General features: G+C 67.7%; 16 protein-coding genes. 8 read left to right on the top strand and 8 right to left on the bottom strand.

Going from position 1 to position 20159, the window contains the following annotated elements:
- Positions 1-84 precede the first annotated feature (84 nt).
- Positions 85-1479 carry an alpha/beta hydrolase family protein gene (locus KEG38_RS29540; protein WP_272423240.1) on the top strand — a complete coding sequence of 465 codons (1395 nt, stop codon included), beginning with the start codon at positions 85-87 and terminating at the stop codon, positions 1477-1479.
- 71 nt (positions 1480-1550) lie between these two features.
- Positions 1551-2906: a hypothetical protein gene (locus KEG38_RS29545; protein WP_272423241.1), complete on the top strand. Its 1356-nt coding sequence runs from the start codon at positions 1551-1553 to the stop codon at positions 2904-2906.
- A gap of 124 nt (positions 2907-3030) precedes the next feature.
- On the opposite strand, the gene KEG38_RS29550 is transcribed toward KEG38_RS29545, so the two are convergent.
- Together KEG38_RS29550 and KEG38_RS29555 are read right to left on the bottom strand one after the other, a co-directional pair.
- Positions 3031-3987 carry a tetratricopeptide repeat protein gene (locus KEG38_RS29550; RefSeq protein WP_272423242.1) on the bottom strand — a complete coding sequence of 319 codons (957 nt, stop codon included), beginning with the start codon at positions 3985-3987 and terminating at the stop codon, positions 3031-3033.
- On the bottom strand, positions 3984-5459 hold the full coding sequence (locus KEG38_RS29555) for a serine/threonine-protein kinase (RefSeq protein ID WP_272423243.1): 1476 nt from the start codon (positions 5457-5459) through the stop codon (positions 3984-3986). The genes KEG38_RS29550 and KEG38_RS29555 overlap by 4 nt, the downstream gene beginning before the upstream one ends.
- A gap of 247 nt (positions 5460-5706) precedes the next feature.
- Here KEG38_RS29555 and KEG38_RS29560 point away from each other — a divergent pair, with 247 nt between their 5' ends.
- The 3 genes from KEG38_RS29560 to KEG38_RS29570 all read left to right on the top strand — a co-directional run bounded on the left by KEG38_RS29560 (position 5707) and on the right by KEG38_RS29570 (position 8168).
- Complete coding sequence (locus KEG38_RS29560) at positions 5707-6471, top strand: sugar phosphate nucleotidyltransferase (RefSeq protein ID WP_272423244.1); 765 nt, start codon at positions 5707-5709, stop codon at positions 6469-6471.
- Positions 6468-7463, top strand: coding sequence for a GHMP family kinase ATP-binding protein (locus tag KEG38_RS29565; RefSeq protein WP_272423245.1), 996 nt, complete (start codon positions 6468-6470; stop codon positions 7461-7463). Before KEG38_RS29560 ends, KEG38_RS29565 begins: the two co-directional genes overlap by 4 nt.
- A 150-nt stretch (positions 7464-7613) precedes the next feature.
- Complete coding sequence (locus KEG38_RS29570; protein ID WP_272423246.1) at positions 7614-8168, top strand: ExbD/TolR family protein; 555 nt, start codon at positions 7614-7616, stop codon at positions 8166-8168.
- Between the two features lie 33 nt (positions 8169-8201).
- On the opposite strand, the gene KEG38_RS29575 is transcribed toward KEG38_RS29570, so the two are convergent.
- From KEG38_RS29575 to KEG38_RS29595, 5 genes are all read right to left on the bottom strand, one after another.
- Positions 8202-9506 carry a hypothetical protein gene (locus tag KEG38_RS29575; RefSeq protein ID WP_272423247.1) on the bottom strand — a complete coding sequence of 435 codons (1305 nt, stop codon included), beginning with the start codon at positions 9504-9506 and terminating at the stop codon, positions 8202-8204.
- A 344-nt stretch (positions 9507-9850) separates the two neighbouring features.
- A complete protein-coding gene (locus KEG38_RS29580; protein ID WP_272423249.1) occupies positions 9851-11449 on the bottom strand; it encodes a hypothetical protein in 1599 nt (532 codons plus the stop codon).
- A gap of 72 nt (positions 11450-11521) precedes the next feature.
- A complete protein-coding gene (locus KEG38_RS29585) occupies positions 11522-13138 on the bottom strand; it encodes a hypothetical protein (RefSeq protein WP_272423250.1) in 1617 nt (538 codons plus the stop codon).
- On the bottom strand, positions 13138-14166 hold the full coding sequence (locus KEG38_RS29590; protein ID WP_272423251.1) for a hypothetical protein: 1029 nt from the start codon (positions 14164-14166) through the stop codon (positions 13138-13140). The genes KEG38_RS29585 and KEG38_RS29590 overlap by 1 nt, the downstream gene beginning before the upstream one ends.
- The gene (locus KEG38_RS29595; RefSeq protein WP_272423252.1) at positions 14163-15527 is read right to left on the bottom strand and encodes a serine/threonine-protein kinase; all 1365 of its coding nucleotides are present in this window, start codon (positions 15525-15527) and stop codon (positions 14163-14165) included. Before KEG38_RS29595 ends, KEG38_RS29590 begins: the two co-directional genes overlap by 4 nt.
- Before the next feature lie 170 nt (positions 15528-15697).
- On the opposite strand from KEG38_RS29595, the gene KEG38_RS29600 reads away from it, so the two are divergent.
- Genes KEG38_RS29600 through KEG38_RS29610 form a run of 3 tightly spaced genes read left to right on the top strand, consistent with a single transcriptional unit; the run spans position 15698 to position 19533 of the window.
- Complete coding sequence (locus KEG38_RS29600; protein ID WP_272423253.1) at positions 15698-16378, top strand: PGRP and LysM peptidoglycan-binding domain-containing protein; 681 nt, start codon at positions 15698-15700, stop codon at positions 16376-16378.
- 21 nt (positions 16379-16399) lie between these two features.
- Entirely contained in the window at positions 16400-16891 is a 492-nt protein-coding gene (locus tag KEG38_RS29605) for a hypothetical protein (RefSeq protein ID WP_272423254.1), read from the top strand.
- Positions 16888-19533: a hypothetical protein gene (locus KEG38_RS29610; protein WP_272423255.1), complete on the top strand. Its 2646-nt coding sequence runs from the start codon at positions 16888-16890 to the stop codon at positions 19531-19533. Before KEG38_RS29605 ends, KEG38_RS29610 begins: the two co-directional genes overlap by 4 nt.
- Here the strand turns inward: KEG38_RS29610 and KEG38_RS29615 are convergent.
- The gene (locus tag KEG38_RS29615) at positions 19530-20147 is read right to left on the bottom strand and encodes a cysteine hydrolase family protein (protein WP_272423256.1); all 618 of its coding nucleotides are present in this window, start codon (positions 20145-20147) and stop codon (positions 19530-19532) included. The genes KEG38_RS29610 and KEG38_RS29615 overlap by 4 nt on opposite strands.
- Positions 20148-20159: the final 12 nt, after the last annotated feature.

A 20159-nucleotide genomic window follows, 5' to 3' on the forward strand; every position in this document is an offset into this window, starting at 1 on the left:
TGGGTACCAGAGATCAGGCTGGGAAGTCAATAGGCATTGCAACCGGGCGCACCTCGAATTCCCTGCCCGGGGTATGCTCGTGTCATGCGATTTTTTTCCTTGGTCGGTTTGTTCGGGCTGCTCGCGGCGTGCGGGGGGAATGAGCCTTCGGGCGCGGGTGGTTCCGCGGGATCGGGCGGATCCGGCGCCGGCGGCGCGGGCGGCGGCGGCGGTTCAGGCGCGATCACCTACGAATTCGAGACGCTCGGCACGCGCAGCGCGACCTTCGACATGACGACCTACGAGGCCACGCTCGTCGCCGCACATCGATCCGACGGCGGGACGTCGTATCTGATGGTGATCCCGGCCGCGAAGACGAAGGCCCCGGTCATCGTCGACATGGCGCCGTACACGGGGATCGATTGGACCGGCGAGGAGGTCGATACCCGCCACGCGACCGAGAACGCCGGGCCCTTCAGCTTCTATCCGGACACGGACGCGCCGCTCGATCCACCGTCGACGGAGAATTGCGCGTACGGCTTCGTGCCCGCGGAGACGCAGATCCAGGGCGAAGCCTTTCACTTGCTGAACGGCCACGCCGTGATCGTCGCGTTCGGCCGTTTTTATGCGGGCGGTGACCTCACGGACGACGCCGCCGACGCGGCCGCGCCGTTCCATTACATCGCGGCGCACGCGGCCGACTTCGACGCCGAGCGCATCGGCGTGCATGGCAACTCCTGGGGCGGGTTCATGGCGCTCGCGGGCATCGGCAGGCGCCCCGCAGGGCAGTCGATCCGCGCCGTGACCGCGGCCAATCCCCCAACCGATTTCGTCGATTTCTACGATTACTGGAAAACTACGCTCCCCGCGGTGTATCCGTACAAGGACGAACTCGGCTTCTTCGAGGGATATCGTCGGCGCATCGAGGCGACCACGGGCGGCCCACCTGCGGACAACGAGGCGGCATTCGAAAAATGGCGGCGCGATGCGCTCTGCGAGGGGCTCGACGGCGACGTGATGATCCCGCAGGACGACTGGGACACGCTGGTGCCCGTCGGGCAGACGGAGTCGTTCCTGGCCACGTGCAGCGACAAGGCGCGAGGGCTCTTCTGGCGTCGCAGGACGCCCGTGGATTACGCGGCGATTCACCTGGCCCACGGCGCGCTGGAGCAGGAGCCTGGTTTCCCGTCGTCACGAACGCTCGGGTTTCTGCACCTGCACCTCTCCCTCGCGAACGAATCCGACGTGGTGCTCGCCTACTACGACGACGCCGCGCTGCGTGTCTTCTTCCAGACGGTCCACGACGCCCAGGTCGACGGCAAGGACATCACGTACGCCTCGCCCGCGCTCGCGGACCTGCTCGATCCACGCGTCGCCGCCTACGACTTCGGAACGACGCAGGTGAAAGCCGGGCCGGATCTCGTGAGCACGATCGTGAGTGACATCTGGGGAACGCCGGTCACCCCGGCGGACCTCGCCCAGGGCTTCCCCGCGCCCTGAGGGGCATCGAGAAACGCGTATCCTTCGGTCGCGGGGCCGAACACGCCCCCACTTCTTCCGAAAGGATACGCATGATGAAGATACCGACCTTGCTTCTCGCCTGCGCGGCCCTCGCCGTCGGCTGCACCCCCACCGAAGAGGCTCCGCCCGCAGGAAACGCCTTCAGCCTCCGCGCGGGCGGCGCGAGCTGCGACCGCGGCATCGAGGTGGCCACGAGCGCGAGCGGCGACGTCGCCCTCGTCGGGACGTTCGAGGGTACGGTCGATTTCGGCGGTGGCCCGCTCGTCTCCGCCGGCAGCACCGACATCGCGTTCGCCACGTGGGACGCCGAAGGCAAACCCGGCACGAGCGTGCGCTTCGGATCGGCCTCGCAAGACGGCGTCCCGCGGATCGTCGCGGCCGGCGAGAGTGCGTGGGTCGTCGCGGTGAACACGCAATCCGAGATCGATCTCGGCGGCGGGCTGCTCACGCCCGCGGGTGCGGCGGGCGCGGCGATCGGCAAGCTCGACGCGGACGGGAAGCACGTCTACAGCACGATGCTCGGCGCGACCGTGTCCGGGATGGCCGCCGGCGGAGGCGACACGCTGGTCGTCACGGGCAGTTTCAGCGGCACGCTCGTCCTTGGCAGCGAAACGCTCACGAGCGTGGGCGCGACGGACGTGTTCGTCGCGAAGCTCGACGGGAAAGGCGCGGTCGTCTGGGCCCGAGCGTTCGGCAGCGCGGGCCTCGAGTCCGGCATGGATGTGGCCGTGGATGCGAGCGGAAACGTCCTCCTCGGCGGCGGCATGCTCGCGCCGGTCGATTTCGGCGGCGGGCCGACCACGATCGCGGGCGGCGTGGACGCGGTGCTCGTGAAGCTCGACGCGAACGGCAACCACGTCTTCACGAAGACCTTCGGCGACGTCGCGGACCAGGTCATCCAGGCCGTGGCCACCGACGCGCAGGGAAACATCTTCTTCGGCGGGCTCTTCGAGGGTCGGCTCGACTTCGGCAGCGGCGAGCTCGCCAGCCAGGGACGTGATCTCTTCCTCGGAAAACTCGATCCTACCGGCGCCGAGCTCTGGACGCGCACGTTCCGGCTCACCTCGGCCGAGTGGGACGACTCGGCGCCCCGGATCGCGGCCGATCCGAAGGGCGGGCTCGTCATGACGGGGACGTTCACCGAGGCGGTGAACCTCGGCGGCCTGGCGCTCGAAGCGGCCGGACAGACCGACGTCTACTTCGCGCGGTACGACGCCACGGGCAAACACGTCCAGAGCCGCGCGATCGGCGATGCGAGCTACCAGCTCGCCGGCGGCGTCGCCGTGGATCGGACCGGCGCCGCGGCCATCACTGGCTCGTTTTACGGGACGATCGACTTCGGCCAGGGACCGCTCGAAACCGCGGGCGACTGCGACATTTATCTCGCGAGGTTCCCCGCCCCCTGACGCAGACGCCTTTGCATCGGCCGCATCGCGGCCGATGCACCAAAGGTCCAGGGCTGCGCCCTGGTCCAGGTCCAGGGGCGGATAGCCCCTGGTCGGGCCCGGGGTGAAACCCCGGCGCTACGCTTCAGAAGGAAAGCTGAACCACCCCTGCCCCGCCGCCCGGCCCGGGCGCGATCGCGAACCGCACGTCCCCGGCCGGCGCCGGGCGCCAGAGCGTCCCCGCCGCGAACAGCCCCGCCCCTGCGAGGCTCATCCCCACGATCGCTGCCGTGTTCGACACGGGCGCCCCCGCTGCCTCTGGCTCGCCGGCCGTTCCGTTCGTCTCGAACCACGTCGAGAGCCCCGCGATTGAGGCCATGGTGAGCCCGCCGAGGCCCACGACGAGCGCCCCGAGCGAGAGAAACCGCCGATCCTCGAAGGTCATCGGCCGCGGCAGCGGCTCGGGGTGCAGCACGATGAGCTGCCGCGTGACCTCGTCCACGAGCGGAGGCACCTCCACGTCGACCAGCGTCCCCGCCTCTGCCACCGCGATCTCGCGCCGGAACGGCCGCTTCCCCGGCGCGGTTGCTTCGAGCACGTGGGTTCCTGTGGTGACGACGATGCCCGCGTTCCACAGGGTCCGATCGATCAAGCGTTCATCCCAGGTGATGGCGAACCCTAGATCGCGCAGGGCCTCTTCGGGCACGCTCATGTTCACCACGGCGACCCGCGGGCTCAGCGCGGAGAGCCGCGCCCGCGCGACCTCGGCGCGATCCTCGGCGTGACGCTGCCGCGCCTGGTTCGCCACGTCCTGGTAGAGCATGAACGCCTCGCCGAGCCGCTCCGTGTGCTCGTAACACTCGGCCAGACGGAACATCGTCCCCATCGCTGGATCGAGCCGCCGGCTCTCCTCCAGCATCGGACAGGCCCGCGCGAATTTGCCCTCGTCCATGAGCTCGAGCGCGCGTCGGAACAAGGCCTCCGCCCGCTCCTCCGCGAGCGGCTCGCGTGTTCCCTCGGCCGCCACGGGCCCCGCGAACGATGCGATCATCGAGACGACCGAGACCAGGAGGATCGAACTCTTCCGAAGATGAAGTTTCATTTGCGTGAACGACCAAAAGGATCGGCCGCTCGCTTGGGCGGCTCTTTCTTGCGGGCTTGCGCGTCGTCGCGTTGCGGGGCTTCCGCCTCGTCTGCGCATCCTTCGAGGCCGGCGATGGCCTGCGGCGCGGGCACCTTCGGGCTCTCGGACGGGACCGCGGGCGCGGCGAGCGCCTTGGCGACGGGCGCGAGGTTCGGCGGGGTCGCCTGCGCCCCATCATCGACCGCGGCGCTCGCGGGGTGTGCACGCGCCACGAGGATCCGGTCCTCTCGCGACACCCAGATGCCCGTCCCGCCGCCCACCAGGGCCGCGACGAGCAGCGCCGCGACCACCACGCGCGACCCGTGCTCCCGCGCCCTCGCGGAAACCGTCCACGTCCCGCCCCACGCGGCTCCCGTCGGCTCGGATGTCGAGCTCGGCGGAGGCGGCTCCTGCATGGAGCGGAGCGTCGGCACGCTCTTCATCGCGGCGCGGCAGTCGGGCGACGTCGGCACGTCGTCCGGCGCTGGATCCGTGGGGAGCGTCGCGGGCAGGACGGTCACGGCCGGCGACGAGGGCAAGGACGCCCGGCTCAGCTTGCGCAGGCTGCGCGGCGCCTCCTCCTCGGGCACGAACGGCGCGAGCGCGGCGGCGAGCTCGAGCGCCGAGGGAAAACGATCGTCGGGGTTTTTCCGCAGACAGCGGCGCACCACCGCGTCGAGGGCCGGCGGCACGTCGGGCCGACGCACCGAGAGCGGCCGTGGCTCTCGCTCCAGGATCCCCTCGTACACGTCCGAGAGACTGCGCGCCGCGAAAGGCGCTTCTCCTGCGAGCAGCCTGTACAGGATGGCGCCGAGGGCCCAGATGTCCGTCCGCGCGTCGACGTCCCGCGTCGAGCGCATCTGCTCCGGCGACATGTAAAGCGGCGAGCCGAGGATGTCGGTCGTCCGGGTCATCCCCGAGGGCGCGCGGGCGTCGCAGCGCTTCGAGATGCCGAAATCGAGCACCTTGACGCAGGGCGATCCGTCGGGTCTGTGGGTGAGGAAGAGGTTTGCCGGCTTCAGATCGCGGTGAATGATGCCGGCCGCGTGGGCCTCGACGAGCGCGTTGCACGCGTGCATCACGTAGAGCACGGCTTCTGCCACGGGCAAACACTCGCGCTTCTTGCCGATCTGCTGCAGATCGCTGCCTTCGAGGTACTCGAGCAAGATGTACGGGATGCCCCTCGGCGTCCTCCCTGCGTCGAAGACACGCGCCACGTGCTCGCTACGTAACTTCGCGGCGGCCCTGGCTTCCCGGAAGAAGCGCGCGAGCGCTTGCCGGTTCCCGATCTCGGCGGGATGCATCAGCTTCACGGCGTAGAGCGCGTCGAGCTGGGTGTGCCTCGCCGCGACCACGATCCCCATGCCGCCGACGCCGAGGACGCGCTCGACCCGGTACTTCCCAAAGAGCACGTCTCCCACCGATACACGCGCGAACGACGGCTCGTTCATCGTACACGTCCCCCCTCTCGACCCTCGGGGGCTTTGCTCGGAAAGCCGAACCGCGCTCCCGTCCCCCGGGGCTCTCTCTAGCCTATGCGCTCTCGTTCGATGCCCGACCCTCCCGGTTTGCCGCACCGCGTATCGACCCCCGAAGCGAAAAATCTACGGGAATGTGGCCCGGACGGGGTTTCACCGCTCCGGGCGTCCGCGTGTTTTTTCCTCGGCGGCCAAACCCGACTAAGCTCCCGCCCGCGCCGTGCCGAACGTCCCTTCGAACGCTCCCCTCGCGCCGCCCGCGCGCCGACAAGCCGTGGTCCTCTGCGGAGGCCTCGCCACGCGCATGTACCCGCGCACGCTCGAGATGCCCAAGTTCCTCCTCCCGATCGCGGGCCGTCCGTTCGGACATCACCTGCTCGCGCGGCTCGCCGAGGCAGGCTACGAGGAGGTCGTGCTCTGCATCGGACACCTCGGCGACGTGATCCGCACGGCCATCGGGGACGGCGCGACGTTCGGCCTCGGCGTCGTCTACGCCGACGAGGGCGAAACTCGGCTCGGCACGGCGGGCGCGATCCGGCGCGCGCTTTCGCATCTCGGCGAGGCGTTCCTCGTGACGTACGGCGACTCGTACCTGCCCTTCGACTACGCCGCGCCGCTCGCCGATCTCGAGGCGCACCCCGAGGCGCGCGGCACGATGTCCGTCTACCGCAATGCGGATCGCTGGGACGATTCGAACTGCGAGATCGGAGGCGGCCGCGTCCTCCGCTACCAGAAACGCAAGCCCGGCGAGGCGCGAGATCCCGCCCTGGATCACATCGACTACGGCGCGATCGCGCTCCGCCGCGAGGTCATCGCGGCGCTGCCCGAAGGTCCGAGCGACCTCGCCCCCGTGCTCACCCGGCTCGCCGCCGAGGGCGCGCTCCGGGCGCTCGTCGTGACGCAAAGGTTTTACGAAATCGGATCGGAATCCGGTTATCAGGAGCTCGAAGCGCATCTCGGCGCCCGGGCGGAGGTCTCCACGTGATCGTTTCTCGCGCGCCCGTGCGCTTCTCGCTCGGCGGCGGAGGTACCGATCTCCCGGCGTATTCGACGCGCTTCGGGGGATACCTGGTCTCCGCGGCCATCGACAAATACATCTACGTCACGGCGAACAAGCGGTTCCACCGCGACATCCGCCTCGCGTATTCGAAGACCGAGATCGTCTCCAGCGTCGATCGCGTCGAGCACCCGATCTTTCGCGAAGCCTTGCGAATGACGGGCATCGACCATTCGATCGAGCTCACGAGCGTGGCCGATCTTCCGGCGAACTCGGGCCTCGGCTCGTCGAGCGCGTTCACGGTCGCGCTCTTGAACGCGCTCCACACGTACAAGCGTGAGTTCGTCTCCTCGGAAAAACTCGCCGAGGAGGCGTGCACCCTGGAGATCGAGCGGCTCGGCGAGCCCATCGGCAAGCAGGACCAGTACATCTCGGCCTTCGGCAACGTCACGGCCTTCCGCTTCAACCCCGACGGCACCGTGCACGTCGAGCCCGTGCCCGTCCGGGACGAGGTGCTCGACGAGCTCGAATCGAACCTCGTCATCATCTGGTCCGGCATCGAGCGCCCGGCGCGTATCGTCCTCAGCGAGCAGGGCCAGAGGCTCCGCGAGCTCGAGCCGCCCGTGATCGAGTCGATGCACCGCATCAAGGAGATGGGCCACGAGACCTACCGGATCCTCACGAGCGGCGACATCGATCAGTACGGCGAGCTCTTGCACGTGCACTGGTCGCACAAGCGCAAGCTCGCCTCGAAGATGACGGACTCGGTCATCGACGAGCATTACGAGGCGGCGCGGAACGCCGGGGCGATCGGCGGCAAGCTGATGGGCGCGGGCGGCGGCGGCTTCTTCATGTTTTACGTCCGCCCCCAGGATCGACGCCGCGTGCTCGAGACCATGATCGCCCGGGGCCTGCGCCCGCTGCGTTTCCGCTTCGACATGGATGGCGCCCGCATCATGGCCAACATGCATCGATCCTGACCGAGCGGAAAATCGTAGCCGCACCGGAAACACCTCCCGGCCCGCCGATGTCGAAAAAACTCGGAACCTCGCGCCGAGGTCGATGTCTTCTCGCCGTTCCCCGAGCGCGACCCCGAACGTCGCGCACGACGGAGGAGAAGGAGATTCACCATGGGCGGCGTCGACGTTGGCAGCGAGGGCGGCAAGAAGAAGGCGACGAATGCGGAGATCAACATGGTCCCGTTCATCGACCTCTTGATGTGCACGATCGCGTTCCTGCTCATCACGGCCGTCTGGGTGACGAATTCGCGCATCAATGCGGACGCGCAGGTCCCCGGGCCTCCGAGCCCGGACCCGCTCACCGTCATCCCGCCGGAAAAAGTGCTGAACGTGCACATCGGCGAGAGTGATTTCGCGCTCGTGTGGAAGCAGGGCGCGACCGTGGTGAGCGAGGTCCGCATTCCGAAGAGTTCGCAGCAGGTGGGCGAGCTCGTGCAATACCCCGACCTCGAGAAGAAGCTCGCGGCGGAGTGGCAGGCGAACGCGAATCACCGCGATCCGAGCGACAAGAAGCTCGATCAGGCGATCTTGCACACGGACAACCGCACGCCGTTCCGGGAGATCGTCGCGGTGCTCGATGCGCTCTACGCGACGAAGCGCACGGTGAAGCACGAAGGCGGCGACAAGGAATTGCCCGTCTTCAACATGACGTTCGCCGCGCGCTGAGGGCGAGGAACGCGGATTGGGTGATGCGCGGCCTCAGGGCTCGAGCGTGAGCTTGGCGGCGATGATGTCTTCGTCGACGATTCCGCTGCCCTTGGCAACCAGCGTCTTGCTCTCGTCCTCGGAGAAGTTGAAATCGGGGATCCAGTTCCCGGCCAGCACGACATCCGTCTTGAGCGCCGTCACGTAGAAGGATTCCGTGGACTGCACCTGGCCCTTCCCGTTGTAGACGTCGAACCACCGAACCGTGCCGGTGGTGGGGTCGAGCCTCGCGAGGAACGGGTTCACCCCGGCACGTTCGAATGTGCCCGACGGCGAGGCCGGATCGATATCGATGAGGTCCCTGAACGTGCCGCCGACATAAAGCGAACCGTCCGCCGCGAGCGCGAGGCTCGTGCCGGTCGCCTGTCCGAGCTCTTTTGCCTGCCCGCCGGGAAACACCTGCTTCCAGGCGGCCTCCAACCCTACAGGCATGACGAACGCCGCGAGCTGGCCATCCTCCACGTGATTGGGCTCGACCGAAGTTTTTCCTTCGAGCTGCCCGGCAATGTACAGCGTCCCGTCGCTGCCTATGGTCGCGGCCACTGCCCGCACGGCCCCCCCCGGCCCCGCCTCGAGTTGCGTCTTGGTCATGAGAAGGCCGGTGCTCATCTCGAGCGTGAGGATGAACGAATCCGTCGCGCCCGCGTCGGCCGAGAATGTGCTGCCATCCGGAAGCATGAGCGTGCCATCGAAATGACCAACGACACGGAGCCTGGTGTTCTCATCATAGTTCAAGGCCGTCGGCTGGACGTGGCCCTCTGCCTGAACGAACCATTGGCATTTGCCCAGCGAATCGTACCCCGCCACGAACATGCCGTTCTTCGGGGTATGGGTCGTCATGCCACAGGTCACGGTTTTACCGGCTGACGCGGTGATTGTGCCTGTCACGTAGAACTCGCCCGTCGCGGCAGCGGCGACGGCGACGGCCTCGTCCGACCCATCGCCCCCGAACTGAAACGAGGCTTTTTCAGCGATGCCATTGTTCGGTTCGGGCGTGAACTTCCGGATGAAGACGTCGCGATCCGCGTCCCCGCCGTCGCTCGAAGCGTGCGACCCGGCGACCACGACGTCATTCCCCGCGAACGCGACGGCATACGCGGTTCGGGGCTGATACCCGATCCCGAGCGCAACCGGCGCCGCCCACGTGGCGACGCCGTTGCCATCGAGCAACGCGACGAACGCCTCGAAGCCGAAGTTGGGGCCTTCGAGCGGCAACGTCCTCGAAGGAACCTCGCCAATCTCGAAGCTCTGCCCGTTGTACGTCCCGGCGAGCGCAATCGACGTCCCGTTGCTGGCCATCGCTAACACTCGTTGCTGATCGATCGTCCCCCACCGCGCCGACCACGCGAGCGGCGCGCACGACGCGTTGGGCGAGCACGCCGACGTCGCGTCACAGAACGCCGGATGGCAAGCCACTCCGCCGGGCTCCCCACCGCTCCCGCCACTCCCGCTGCCCCCCGCCCCGCCCGCCCCGCCTTGACCGCCCGTGGTCTGTAGCGGCCCGAGGCACCCTCCGAACAGCCAAATCGACAATCCCAGACCAAACGCCACACGAGCCGCATCCACGCGCATCTGCCACCTCCTTGACGGAGAGGCAGGCTACCATGGGTGCATCCCCAGCGGCGTGCCGGACGGAACGTCGGTCAGGGCTGAATACGCGCGAGGAGGAGGTCGAGGTCCGTGGGCATGACGCTCTCGCCCTCGAATCGCAGCCTCTTCGTCCAACCGCCCGCGAGATAGACGCTCGATCCAAACGACGCGAGCGGAAGCCAGCGGGGGATGGGCGCCTCGCCGGTCCCGAGCAAATCGAAGCCGAGGAGCGCGGCCTGCGGGTCGATCTTCGCGAGAAACGCGCTCATTCCGGTGGATTCATCCATTTCGAACCCGGGCGAGCTCGCATCGATGTCGAGGGTGGGGAAAAACGTCCCCGTCACGAAGGCTTGATCGCCCGGCGAGGTCACGGAGATGCCGAGTCCGGTCGCCATGGCCCCTGGCAATACGAGGGTCCGCGGGGCGTTTCCGCCGGCATCGAGCACGAGGACAAACGGCGAATCTTGTTTGACCTGGTGGAGACCGTCCCCGAAATCCATGTCGCCCTGGAGGGATCCCGTCACGAAGACCTCGTCGCTGCCGGAGACCGCAATGGCCCTGGGCATCGCCGTGCCGCTCAGGTTGTGGAAGGTCTTCACCCACGCGACATTCTGGTTGGATCCCACCTTCATGACGAACATCGCGGTCCCCTCGGTGATCTCCGGCGGCGCCTTCCCGGTCCCGTCGAGCTTCCCCGAATACGTGCCGGCGATGTAGATGTCATTCGTCGAGCTCGCCGCGATGGCCGTGGGCCTGTGGAACCCGCCGTGGAAGCGGAGGATCCAGGGACAATTGCCCATCGGATCGAACTGAATGAGCACGGTATTCTGCTCATTGGTCGGGATGATACCGCTGCTCGTCACCCCGCACATGATCGTGACGTCGGTCGGGCCCACCGTCGACGGCGCGAGCGACCCGAGGACATAAGCCATTTGCGGAGACGCAGCCACCCCGACGACCTTGTCGAGCCCTGCGCCGCCGAACGTCCTCGACCATTTCACGGTGTCGAGATGCGGGTCGAACGCCCGCACGAAGGCGTTGAGGTCCTCGTCCACGTCGAGCGGATCGTTTTGCCGGTACGTCCCGCCGACGACCACGGCGTTCCCAGCGCCGAACGCCACCCCATTCGCCACGCGCGGGTGGTACCCGATCGCTGGCGCGGGATCGAGCGCCTTGCCGACCGACCGCGCCCAGTTGCCGACGAACTGGGGATCAAACGCCACCACGAATGCGTCGTCGATGCCCATCCCGCCCTCGCTCGTGATGGTCGAGCTGCCGACGGTCATGGAGCCTCGGAATCGCCCGGCGAGGTAGATCCGCTCGTCCCCCGTCACCTGACTCACCGCGAGCGCCCGCGTATCCTGCTCGTTGGGAGCCTCGATTCTGCGGCTCGTCAGAGTCGGACAGGTGACCGGGGTGCAATTCGCCTCCGTCTCCTGCGTGTGACAGAGCTCAATCCGGCACGCATCGGTGCCGCCCGCAGCGCCCGCGCCGCCCGCGCCGCCCGCGCCGCCCGCCTCGTCGCCACCGCCAGAACCACCTCCGCCGGTGATCCCGACGGAATTGTCGTACGCACCGGAATCGTAGACGAGGATGCAGCCGCCGAGCGCCACGAGGCCACAACCAGCCAGGACCGAGAAAACCGTTCTCATGGGAATCTCCTCTCGTCCCGCGCCGATTGCCGTCGTCCACCACGACGCGGCCGCCCGCGCGCGTGGCGTGCGTCAGGGTTCGGGGGTGATCTTCGCGGCGATGATGTCGTCGTCGCTGACGCCGTCGCCCTTGGGAAGCAGCGTTTTGCTCCCGTCTTTGGAGAAATCGAACCAGGTGATCCAGTTCCCGGCCAGCACGACCTCATTCTGGAGGGCCGTCACGTGGAAGGACGCCGGGAGGTGCGTCTGCTCTTTCCCGTCGTAGATGTCGAACCACGAGAGCGAGCCATCGATCGTGGCGAGCTTCGCGAGGAACGGGTTCGCCCCTGCGCGTTCGAATGTGCCCGACGACGACAACGGATCGATATCGATGACGCCACTGAACAGGCCACCGAAGAGCAGACTGTCCGAAACGAGCGTGAGGCTCGTCCCAGCGGCTTTTTCGAACACCAGCGGATTCCCACCGGTGAACACCTGCCTCCAGGAGCTCCCCGTCCGGAGGGCCATGACGAACGCCGCGGTTTCCTTGTCGCCCAAGAGGGCGGGCTCGACCGAGGTTTTTCCTTCGAGCTGCCCGGCGATGTACACCGTACCGTCAAGGCTGCCCATGGCCGCGGCCGTTACCCGCACGGCCCCTCCCGGCTCCGCCTTGATCTGCGTCGCCGTCGTGAGGCTGCCGTTGAACATATCGATCCCGGCGACGAACGAATCCGTTCTGCCCGACTCGGCCGTGAGAACGTTGTCGTTCGCGAGCGTCAGCGTGCCCTCGAAATGACCCACGACACGGAGCCCGAGCTTCTCGTCGAGGGCCAGGGCCGTCGGCTGGACGTTGCCCTCCACCCCCGCCTGGAAAAACCACATGCAAGAGCCCGTCGGATCATATCCCGCCACGAACATGCCGTTCTTGGGCGTGTGGGTCAACATGCCGCAAATGACGGGCTTCGACGAGGATGCGGTCATCGTGCCCGCGACGTAGAACGCGCCCGTCGAGTCGGTGACGACGGCGACGGCCTCGTCCCGACCATCGCCCCCGAACTGAAACGTGGCTTGTTCGAGGATGCCGTTGTTATCGCCGGGCGTGAACTTCCGGACGAACACGTCGATATCCGGGTCCCCGCCCTCGGCCGAAGCGCGCGACCCGGCGACCACGATGTCGCTGCCCGCGAACGCCACCGCACGCGCGGTTCGCGGTTGATACCCGATGCCGAGCGCGACCGGCGCCGCCCACGTCGCGACTCCATTGCCATCGAGAAGCGTGACGTAGGCTTCGTAGCCGGTGTTGGGTGACTCGAGCCCCAACGTCCTCGGAGACCCCTCGCCGATCTGGAAGCTCTCCCCGTTGTACTCCCCGGCCAGCGCGATCTGCGTCCCGTTGCTTGCGATCGCGTGCACCCGTTGCTGATTGCCCGCCCCCCATCGCGCCGACCACGCGAGCGATGGACACCCCGGGTTGGAAGAACAGGTCGACGTCGCGTCACACAACGCCGGATGGCAGGCGTCCGCGCCGCCCGAGCCGCCCAAGCCGCCCAAGCCGCCCGTGCCACCGGTCCCGCCCATTCCACCGCTCGCCGCGCCGCCGTCCCGCCCATCGCCGACGAGCCCGTCGTACTCCCCGCTCTTATAAGAAAGAAGGCAACCACCAAGCGCCACGATGCTCCAAGTGGCCGCGATAAAAAGAACATTCCGCATCAGAACCTCCCGGACAAACCCATTCCTCCCCCGCCCGGGACCACGATCGGCACGGGCACGAACGACGCCTTGCCCGCTTCCCCTTCCTTCGAGGACGGCGCGGTCAAGACGAGCACGAGGCCCACGCCCACGCCGGCAATCCCCACGCCCCACGCGACCGCGTTCGGCACGAGCAGGTTGTTGTACGTGTCGACGTCCGCCTGCTCGATCGTGCACGACCCGCCATCATCGCGCGTCTTCTTGCACGCGTCGAAGCCGCTGGCCTTCGACATGATGACCCCGCCCGTCACCCCCGCCGCGATGAGCCCCGCCACGCCCACGCCGCCCACGATGAACCCCGCCGTGCGCCGGAAGCTCGAAGGCGGCGGCGGCGTCCCGCCCCCCGTCGCCGACGCCGTCGCCGTGGGCACCACGTTCGCCGACGATGACCCCGAAGGCCCCGGCGCCGCCGGCGTCGCCACGAACTCCGTGCGCTCCTTCTCGGCCAGCGTGAGCTCGTGCTTGCGGTCCGGGCGCCCCTCGGCGCGCACCACGATCGTGTGACTCCCGGGCTCGACGTAGAGCGGCGCGGAAAGCGTCGTCGGCGAGAGCTCCGTTCCGTCGAGCACGACGGCAGACACCGGCTGCCCCGGCGGCACCACGATGCGCAGCCGCGGCACGCGCGGCGAGAGCGCGTTGATGCGCTCCTTCGCCACCTTCGCGCGTGGATCCTTGGCGTCGATCAGCGCGAGCCCGCGCTCCCAGTGCTCGAGCGCCCCGGCGATTTTCCCCTCGCCCTCGTCGCATTGCGCCACGTTGAAGAGCGTGTTCGCCACGGCGAAGAGCCCCATGCTCTCGCGCATCTTCGCGCAGCCCGTGGCCTTGTCGCCGGCCTCGATCGCCTTGCGCCCCTCGACGAAGAGCTGCTGCGCGCGCGCCTTGTCGGCCTTCTCGTCCGCGTGCGCGGCGCCGCCGATCACGATCGCCAGCGCGAGCGGCGCCGCGACGAAACACGCGCCCCGGAAGAGGCTCCGCACGGGTGTGTTCATTTTCCCCATTCGCCGAAGTCCGCCCCGCTCTTGACGGCCGGCCCCTTCTTCGTCGCGCTGGCCGTGGCCGAAGGAACGGGCGGCGGGGCGCCCGCGTCCTCGTTCACCACGCGCGCCGGACCGACCGGCAACACCGAGGGCGGCGCGCTCGGCGCCGCTGCCTCCACACGCGCGCTGCTCGCGGTCGTCGTCGAAGACGGCACCGGCGTGGGCACTGGTTCCTCCGCGGATCCACGCCCGAAGACCATGAACGCGATCACGCCGCCGAGCACGAGCGTGCCGACCGCGCCGCCGATCATCACCCCCCGCGCCGGCGTCGCGGACGTCGGCGTCAGCATCGGCGCCGAGGGATCGCGCCTCAGCGTGACCATGTGGCTGTCGACCGCGCCGGGGTTCGTCGTGCCGACCGCGGCGACGGGCGCGAGGTTTTGCGGCTCGCCGTGCTTGTCGAGCCACGCGATCGCCTTGCGCACGGCGGCTTGCATGCTGCGCGCGTCCTGGTAACGCGCGTTCATGTCGAAGGCGAGCGACTTGTCGACCACCTCGGCCACCTCCGCGGGCACACCTGGCATGACCACGCGGATCGGCGGGGGCGGCTGCGTCATCGCCTTGAGCAGGAGCTGGTTCAGCGTCGGCGCGTCGTGCACGTGACGGCCCGTGATCAGCGTGAACAGCGACGCGCCCACGGCCCACAGATCCGAGCGCGCGTCGACGCGGTTCCACTCGCCGAGGGCCTGCTCCGGCGGCATGAATGCGGGCGTCCCCATGGCGTTGCCCGTCTTCGTCATCTTCGCGGACGACTGCACCTCGCGCATGCGGGCGATCCCGAAGTCGAGCACCTTGAGCACGCCGTCCTTCGTGAGGAACATGTTCTCGGGCTTCAGATCGCGGTGCACGATCCCCTTGTCGTGCGCGGCGGCGAGCGTGTCGAGCAGCTGATCGGCGAGGCGGAACGACTCGGTGATCCCGAGGCGACCCGAGGGCCTCTGCCCGGCGAGCGCCTCGACGGTCTTGCCTTCGAGCAGCTCCATCACGACGAAGACCGAGCCGTCTTCGGCCACGTCGTCGTCGAGCACGCTCACGGCGCCGGGGTGGCCGACGTTGTTCGCGACGTACCCTTCGCGGAGAAAGCGCGCGCGCGCCTCGGGGTCCACCGAGAGCTCGAGATGGAGCATCTTGATGGCGCCGCGCTTGCCGTTCCTGTGCGTGCCCTCGTAGACCGCGGCCATGCCGCCGATGCCGAGCACACGATCGATGCGCCACTTGGATCGCAGCACCGTGCCGATACGCGCCTGCGCACGACGCGACACAGCGTCGTCAAGCTCGGTCGGCGCGTCGTGCATCACCGGCAAGGTCTGCATGCCCTCGTCATCCCTTACAATGTTTCCCCCGTGTTGTACAAGCGGTGCGACGGACCGTTCGCACCGGGGGCTTCCTGACACATTCCTTCCGACGCACCTGACGCCGGGGCTCGTCCACGCGGGGCGGATCACACCCCGATCGTTTACGACCGAGACGTGGGCATGATACCGTGAACAGCCTCGCCCCCCGGCTCGCGAGCGGAAAAACCATGCCGATTCACGTCGTTCAGCAAGGCGAATGCTTCTCGAAGATCGCCGAGCGATATGGCTTCGGTGATTATCGGGTCCTCTACGATCACCCCGACAACGCCGAGCTGAAAAAGAAGCGCGCGAACCCGAACGTGCTCGAGCCCGGCGACAGGATTGTGATCCCCGACAAGGAGCTCAAGGTCGAGGAGGGCCTCGCGACCGGCAAGCTCCATCGATTCCGCCTGCGCCAGCCGAAAAAAGAGCTTCGCTTGAAGCTCGAAGGCCACAACGGGAAACCCCTCGCGGGCGAGGCGTACGTGCTCGAGGTCGGGGGCGAGAAGCACGAAGGCAAGACTGACGGCGACGGGAAACTCGAACAGAAGGTCCCCGTCTCCGAGACCACCGGAAAACTCACGATCGCGGGGCGCGTGATTCACCTCCGGCTCGGGCACCTGAACCCACTCGACGCGAAGGACGGCGGCGTCTCCGGGGCGCAGGGGCGGCTCGCGAACCTCGGATACAATCCGGGCCCTGCGGACGGCGTGCTTGGCAAACGCACACGCACGGCGCTCGCGCTCTTCCAGCACGACGAGAAGCTCGAGATCACGGGCCAGCTCGACGATGCGACGAAAAAAACGCTCGAGGAAAAACACGGCTCCTGAGGGAACCCAAAGGCACGCACCATGGAGCGAACCCACGACGTCGCGTTCGGCAACCCGCGGGGCAAGGATTTCAATACGATCGTCCTCTCCGGGGTGGATCTCACGGTCCCCCTGGAGATGGACCTCGACGACGATCCGCTCCAGGACGACGAGGTCCGCCTCCGGAGCGAGGACGGCCATTACGAAAAAATCCTCCTCGCGAGCGACGCGGACGCGAAGCCCGACCCTTCCAGGCGGATCGTCCTTTACACGTTCCGCCTCGTGCCGCCAGGCGCGTATCGCATTTCGGTACGGATCGGGGCCGAGAAATGGCTCGACGTGGTGACGGGGCTCGTGGTGTCGAAGGAGGGGGCTTTCATTGGCGACAAGAAGCTCGGGACCGAGCCCGAGAGCGTGGCCGAGGAGAAGGCCGAGGCGCCCGCCGAGGATCCGCCCGAGGAGGCGCCGGACGAGGAAGAGCTCGGCGAGTTCGTGGACGTGAACGACGGCTTTTTCGAAGAGGGTGAGCGATGAGCGGCGACGGCGGAACCCCCGGCGGCGGCGCGTCGAGCGCCGTGACGACGTATTGCGTCCCGACGCTGAAGATCACGAAGGTCGCGTGCACCGCTGGCCACGTGCTGCCGAACCTCTTCGTCCTCTTCCGAAAAACTCCACCCAAACCCGGGGATCCCACGATTGGTAGCAAAATCGCTGCGATGTGGACGAGCGAGGAGACGCCCGCGGGGCCCGTGCCGCCGTACGTGCTCGGCATGACGGACGCGACCGGGTACCTCGGCCCACCCATCGATCACGCCTCGCCCACGTGCTTCGATCAGGTCCCCGACGCGTACAAGCTCCAGCAGGGGCAATCGTACGACGTGTATTTGATCCAGCACCCGAGCCTCGACCTCGCGTTGCGGATCGAAGCGGAGCTCAACGCGGGATCGAAGGCCTTCGGCGAGCCCAGGGCGCTCACGGTACGCGCGGACGCGCCCACGCTCGAGGTGCCCGAGGAATCGAAGGGCCTCCTGCCGGCCGGCGCGGATCTCTATGAAGGCTGGGTGCTCTTCCGGGACATGCCTTTCGCGGCGTGCGAGCCGGTGAAAAAGCAGGTGCAGCGATTGCAAGCGCACCTCGGCGCGCTCCGGTACATGGTGGGCACGTCGAACTTCCCTTACCTGCCGGACGCGGGCACGGATGCCGACAAATCCGGCGGCGTGAACGACGGGATCTTCGACGTCCGCACGATGAACGCGGTCTATCGATACCAGCAGGATGCGCGGTCGCGGGCGTTCCAGGTGAATGGCGGCGGCGCGTCGGGCCCGCATGCGGCGTACGTCGATTACGGGGCGAACTTCGCGCCGAAGGTCGATCGCGGCGCGCTTTCCGCGATGCAGGCGGAGCTCAAGGCGCTGAAGAAGCAGAAGGCGCTGACCGAGGATCAGAAGAAACAAAAGATCACGCTCGACGGGAAGATCAAGGCCGAGCAGGCCGACGTGAAGACCGCGACGAACATCGCGAATGCGTGGGCCTACCTCGACGGCAGCGAGATCGCGGCGCCGGCGGACAAACCGGACGCGGCCGACGGCGTGGTGACGGCGGCGACGGGCAAAGCGCTGAAGACGTGGCTTTTGCAGGGCCTGCGCAAGCCGGGGGCGATCCTGGTCTCGATGATGGATCCGCGGGGCTGGCTGAACTGGATGCGGCCCGAGGCGGCGCAATCGCTGCACGGCTGGAGCGAGCTCGTGAAGGCGCTCGGATTCGAGCACGGGATCTGCGTGAACCACACGTTCCGCAGCGCGCAGGTCGACATCGGCAAGGCCGGGTATGGGCGGAGCGCGCGGTCCATTCACAAGACGGGCCTCGCCATGGATCTCGGCATCGCGAGCGGCTTCGTGGACACGGTTTCGGGCTGGCCGGTGGCGTACACGCGTGAGGTCGTGGATGGTCGTGTGAAATGGCGGCTTCACGGCTCGGCCAAGCAATCGCTCCCCGGCGCGGCGGATGCGGCGGCGCACGCGGCGCCCCTTGTGGAGCGGCTCGTGGTGCTGCGGGACGAGCAATCGAAGACGCCCATCGCGGCGGCGATGCTCTTGCCGGCCATCGAAAAACTCCTCGCGGAGATCCAGGCGAACCCCGCGGGCTTCTTTGCCAAATATTACCGGGCCTCGATCGAGCGGTGGATGTACGACGCCTGGCACCCGGAAGGCGGAATCAAGGGCGCCACGATGACCGCGTCCGAGTTCTTCGCCGAGCACGAGCCGGGGAAGGCGGCAGAGGCGGGCGACCATGGCGCGTACCTCGACATCACGGCCGTGGGCGAGCTCCTCCACCTCGGCCGCATCAGCTCGTTCAAATCGGGCTGGGGACAGGCCACGAAGACGGTGAAGGCGACCGAGCTCGTCACGCTCGCCGACGCGCTCGACAAGGCGAAGACGAGCAAGACGGACGACGACGTGGTGACGGTGTCCCGCGGGAAATCGACGAAGCTCAAATCGACCGTGCCCGCGCTGGACGCCGATTTCATGCGCCGATGGGCCGGAACGCTCAAGGACGCGAAAAAGGAGATCGCCAAGAGCGTCAAGACGAACACGCCGCAGCTCACGGTGACGCTCTCCTGGTCGGCGGCGAAGATCGAGGACGCGAAGAAGGTCGCGGCGAAGCTGCGCGAATACGGAGACAAGCAGTTTTACGGGGTCGTCTCCGACGAGTCGCAGCCGCCGGTGCAATCGGGCGAGGCGTGGGCCAAATACATCGAGGAGCGGCCGCAAGCGCTGGAACAGCAGGCGCCCGCGAATCAGAACGTCAAGCAAAACACCGGGGCGACGGTGCCTTCGGCCAAACCGAAGACGAGTAGCTGGACGGTGACGCTGAACCCGATCTTCGAGATCGGTTACGCGGCGCCGGCGGATTCGACGAGCGTGCCGGCGAGCGTGCTGATCATGCCCGGCGACGCGATCACCGTGCCCGCGCCGGGGCAGCCGATCGGCATGGAGTGGTGGCATTTCCAGCGGTCGGATCTGCTCGCGGACGAGAAGAGCCGAAAGCTCTGGGGGAGCTTCCTCCTCGAAGTCGGCTGGACGCGGGAGTGCTTGCTCGAGAATGCCGGGCCGGCCCTGTATCACCGGGCCGGCGTGGGGTATCCGGAGTCGGAGCTCTCCGAAAAGGCGTACTAAAGCGAGGCCAGAAGCTCCGACGTGTTGACGATCGCGTGCGCGAACGTCGGCGCGTTGAGCACGTGGGCGGCGTGCATCATCTCGGGCCCGAAGGCGCCCGTCGCGTCTGTCACCAGCGTGACGTGATAGCCGAGCTCCATCGCGAATCGCCCCGTGGCCTCGACGCACGTATTCGCCACCATGCCGATGACGATGACCCGCGAAACCCCGTGCTGCTTGAGCTGCTGGTCGAGGTCGGTATTCGCGAACCCGTTTTGCGCCCAGTGCTCCTTGATGACGACGTCACCTTCCTTCGGCGCGAAATCCGGGTGCCACTCACCTCCCCACGAGCCCTTCTGGAAGACCTGCATCTTCGCGGACGCGAGCTGATAAGGGGTCGGATGCTTCCAGGTCGCGAAGTCCGTCGGCTCGGCCTTGTGGTGGGGCACGACGAAAATGCGAATGCCGGCGCCCCGCGCGGCCGCGACGATCTGACGGAGGTGCTCGAGGACGTTGTTCGCCTCGATTGTCTCTTTCAGGCGCGGAAAGAGCTTCCCGCCTTCGCTGAGGAAGTCGTTGTACGGGTCGATGAACAGGATCCCGGTCGCGTCGGCGGGATACACCTTCGTGGTCATGGTATCCGCTCC

It is taken from the genome of Polyangium jinanense, assembly GCF_028435265.1.
Taxonomy (GTDB): Bacteria; Myxococcota_A; Polyangia; order Polyangiales; family Polyangiaceae; genus Polyangium; species Polyangium jinanense.

What these genes read in the sequence shown, in the direction of transcription:
- KEG38_RS29580 (WP_272423249.1), bottom strand. Translation starts at nt 11,449, where the DNA reads ATGAGAACGGTTTTCTCGGTCCTGGCTGGTTGTGGCCTCGTGGCGCTC.
- KEG38_RS29550 (WP_272423242.1), bottom strand. Translation starts at nt 3,987, where the DNA reads ATGAAACTTCATCTTCGGAAGAGTTCGATCCTCCTGGTCTCGGTCGTC.
- KEG38_RS29595 (WP_272423252.1), bottom strand. Translation starts at nt 15,527, where the DNA reads ATGCAGACCTTGCCGGTGATGCACGACGCGCCGACCGAGCTTGACGAC.
- KEG38_RS29590 (WP_272423251.1), bottom strand. Translation starts at nt 14,166, where the DNA reads ATGAACACACCCGTGCGGAGCCTCTTCCGGGGCGCGTGTTTCGTCGCG.
- KEG38_RS29610 (WP_272423255.1), top strand. Translation starts at nt 16,888, where the DNA reads ATGAGCGGCGACGGCGGAACCCCCGGCGGCGGCGCGTCGAGCGCCGTG.
- KEG38_RS29540 (WP_272423240.1), top strand. Translation starts at nt 85, where the DNA reads ATGCGATTTTTTTCCTTGGTCGGTTTGTTCGGGCTGCTCGCGGCGTGC.
- KEG38_RS29605 (WP_272423254.1), top strand. Translation starts at nt 16,400, where the DNA reads ATGGAGCGAACCCACGACGTCGCGTTCGGCAACCCGCGGGGCAAGGAT.
- KEG38_RS29570 (WP_272423246.1), top strand. Translation starts at nt 7,614, where the DNA reads ATGGGCGGCGTCGACGTTGGCAGCGAGGGCGGCAAGAAGAAGGCGACG.
- KEG38_RS29575 (WP_272423247.1), bottom strand. Translation starts at nt 9,506, where the DNA reads ATGGCCAGCAACGGGACGTCGATTGCGCTCGCCGGGACGTACAACGGG.
- KEG38_RS29545 (WP_272423241.1), top strand. Translation starts at nt 1,551, where the DNA reads ATGATGAAGATACCGACCTTGCTTCTCGCCTGCGCGGCCCTCGCCGTC.
- KEG38_RS29585 (WP_272423250.1), bottom strand. Translation starts at nt 13,138, where the DNA reads ATGCGGAATGTTCTTTTTATCGCGGCCACTTGGAGCATCGTGGCGCTT.
- KEG38_RS29555 (WP_272423243.1), bottom strand. Translation starts at nt 5,459, where the DNA reads ATGAACGAGCCGTCGTTCGCGCGTGTATCGGTGGGAGACGTGCTCTTT.
- KEG38_RS29615 (WP_272423256.1), bottom strand. Translation starts at nt 20,147, where the DNA reads ATGACCACGAAGGTGTATCCCGCCGACGCGACCGGGATCCTGTTCATC.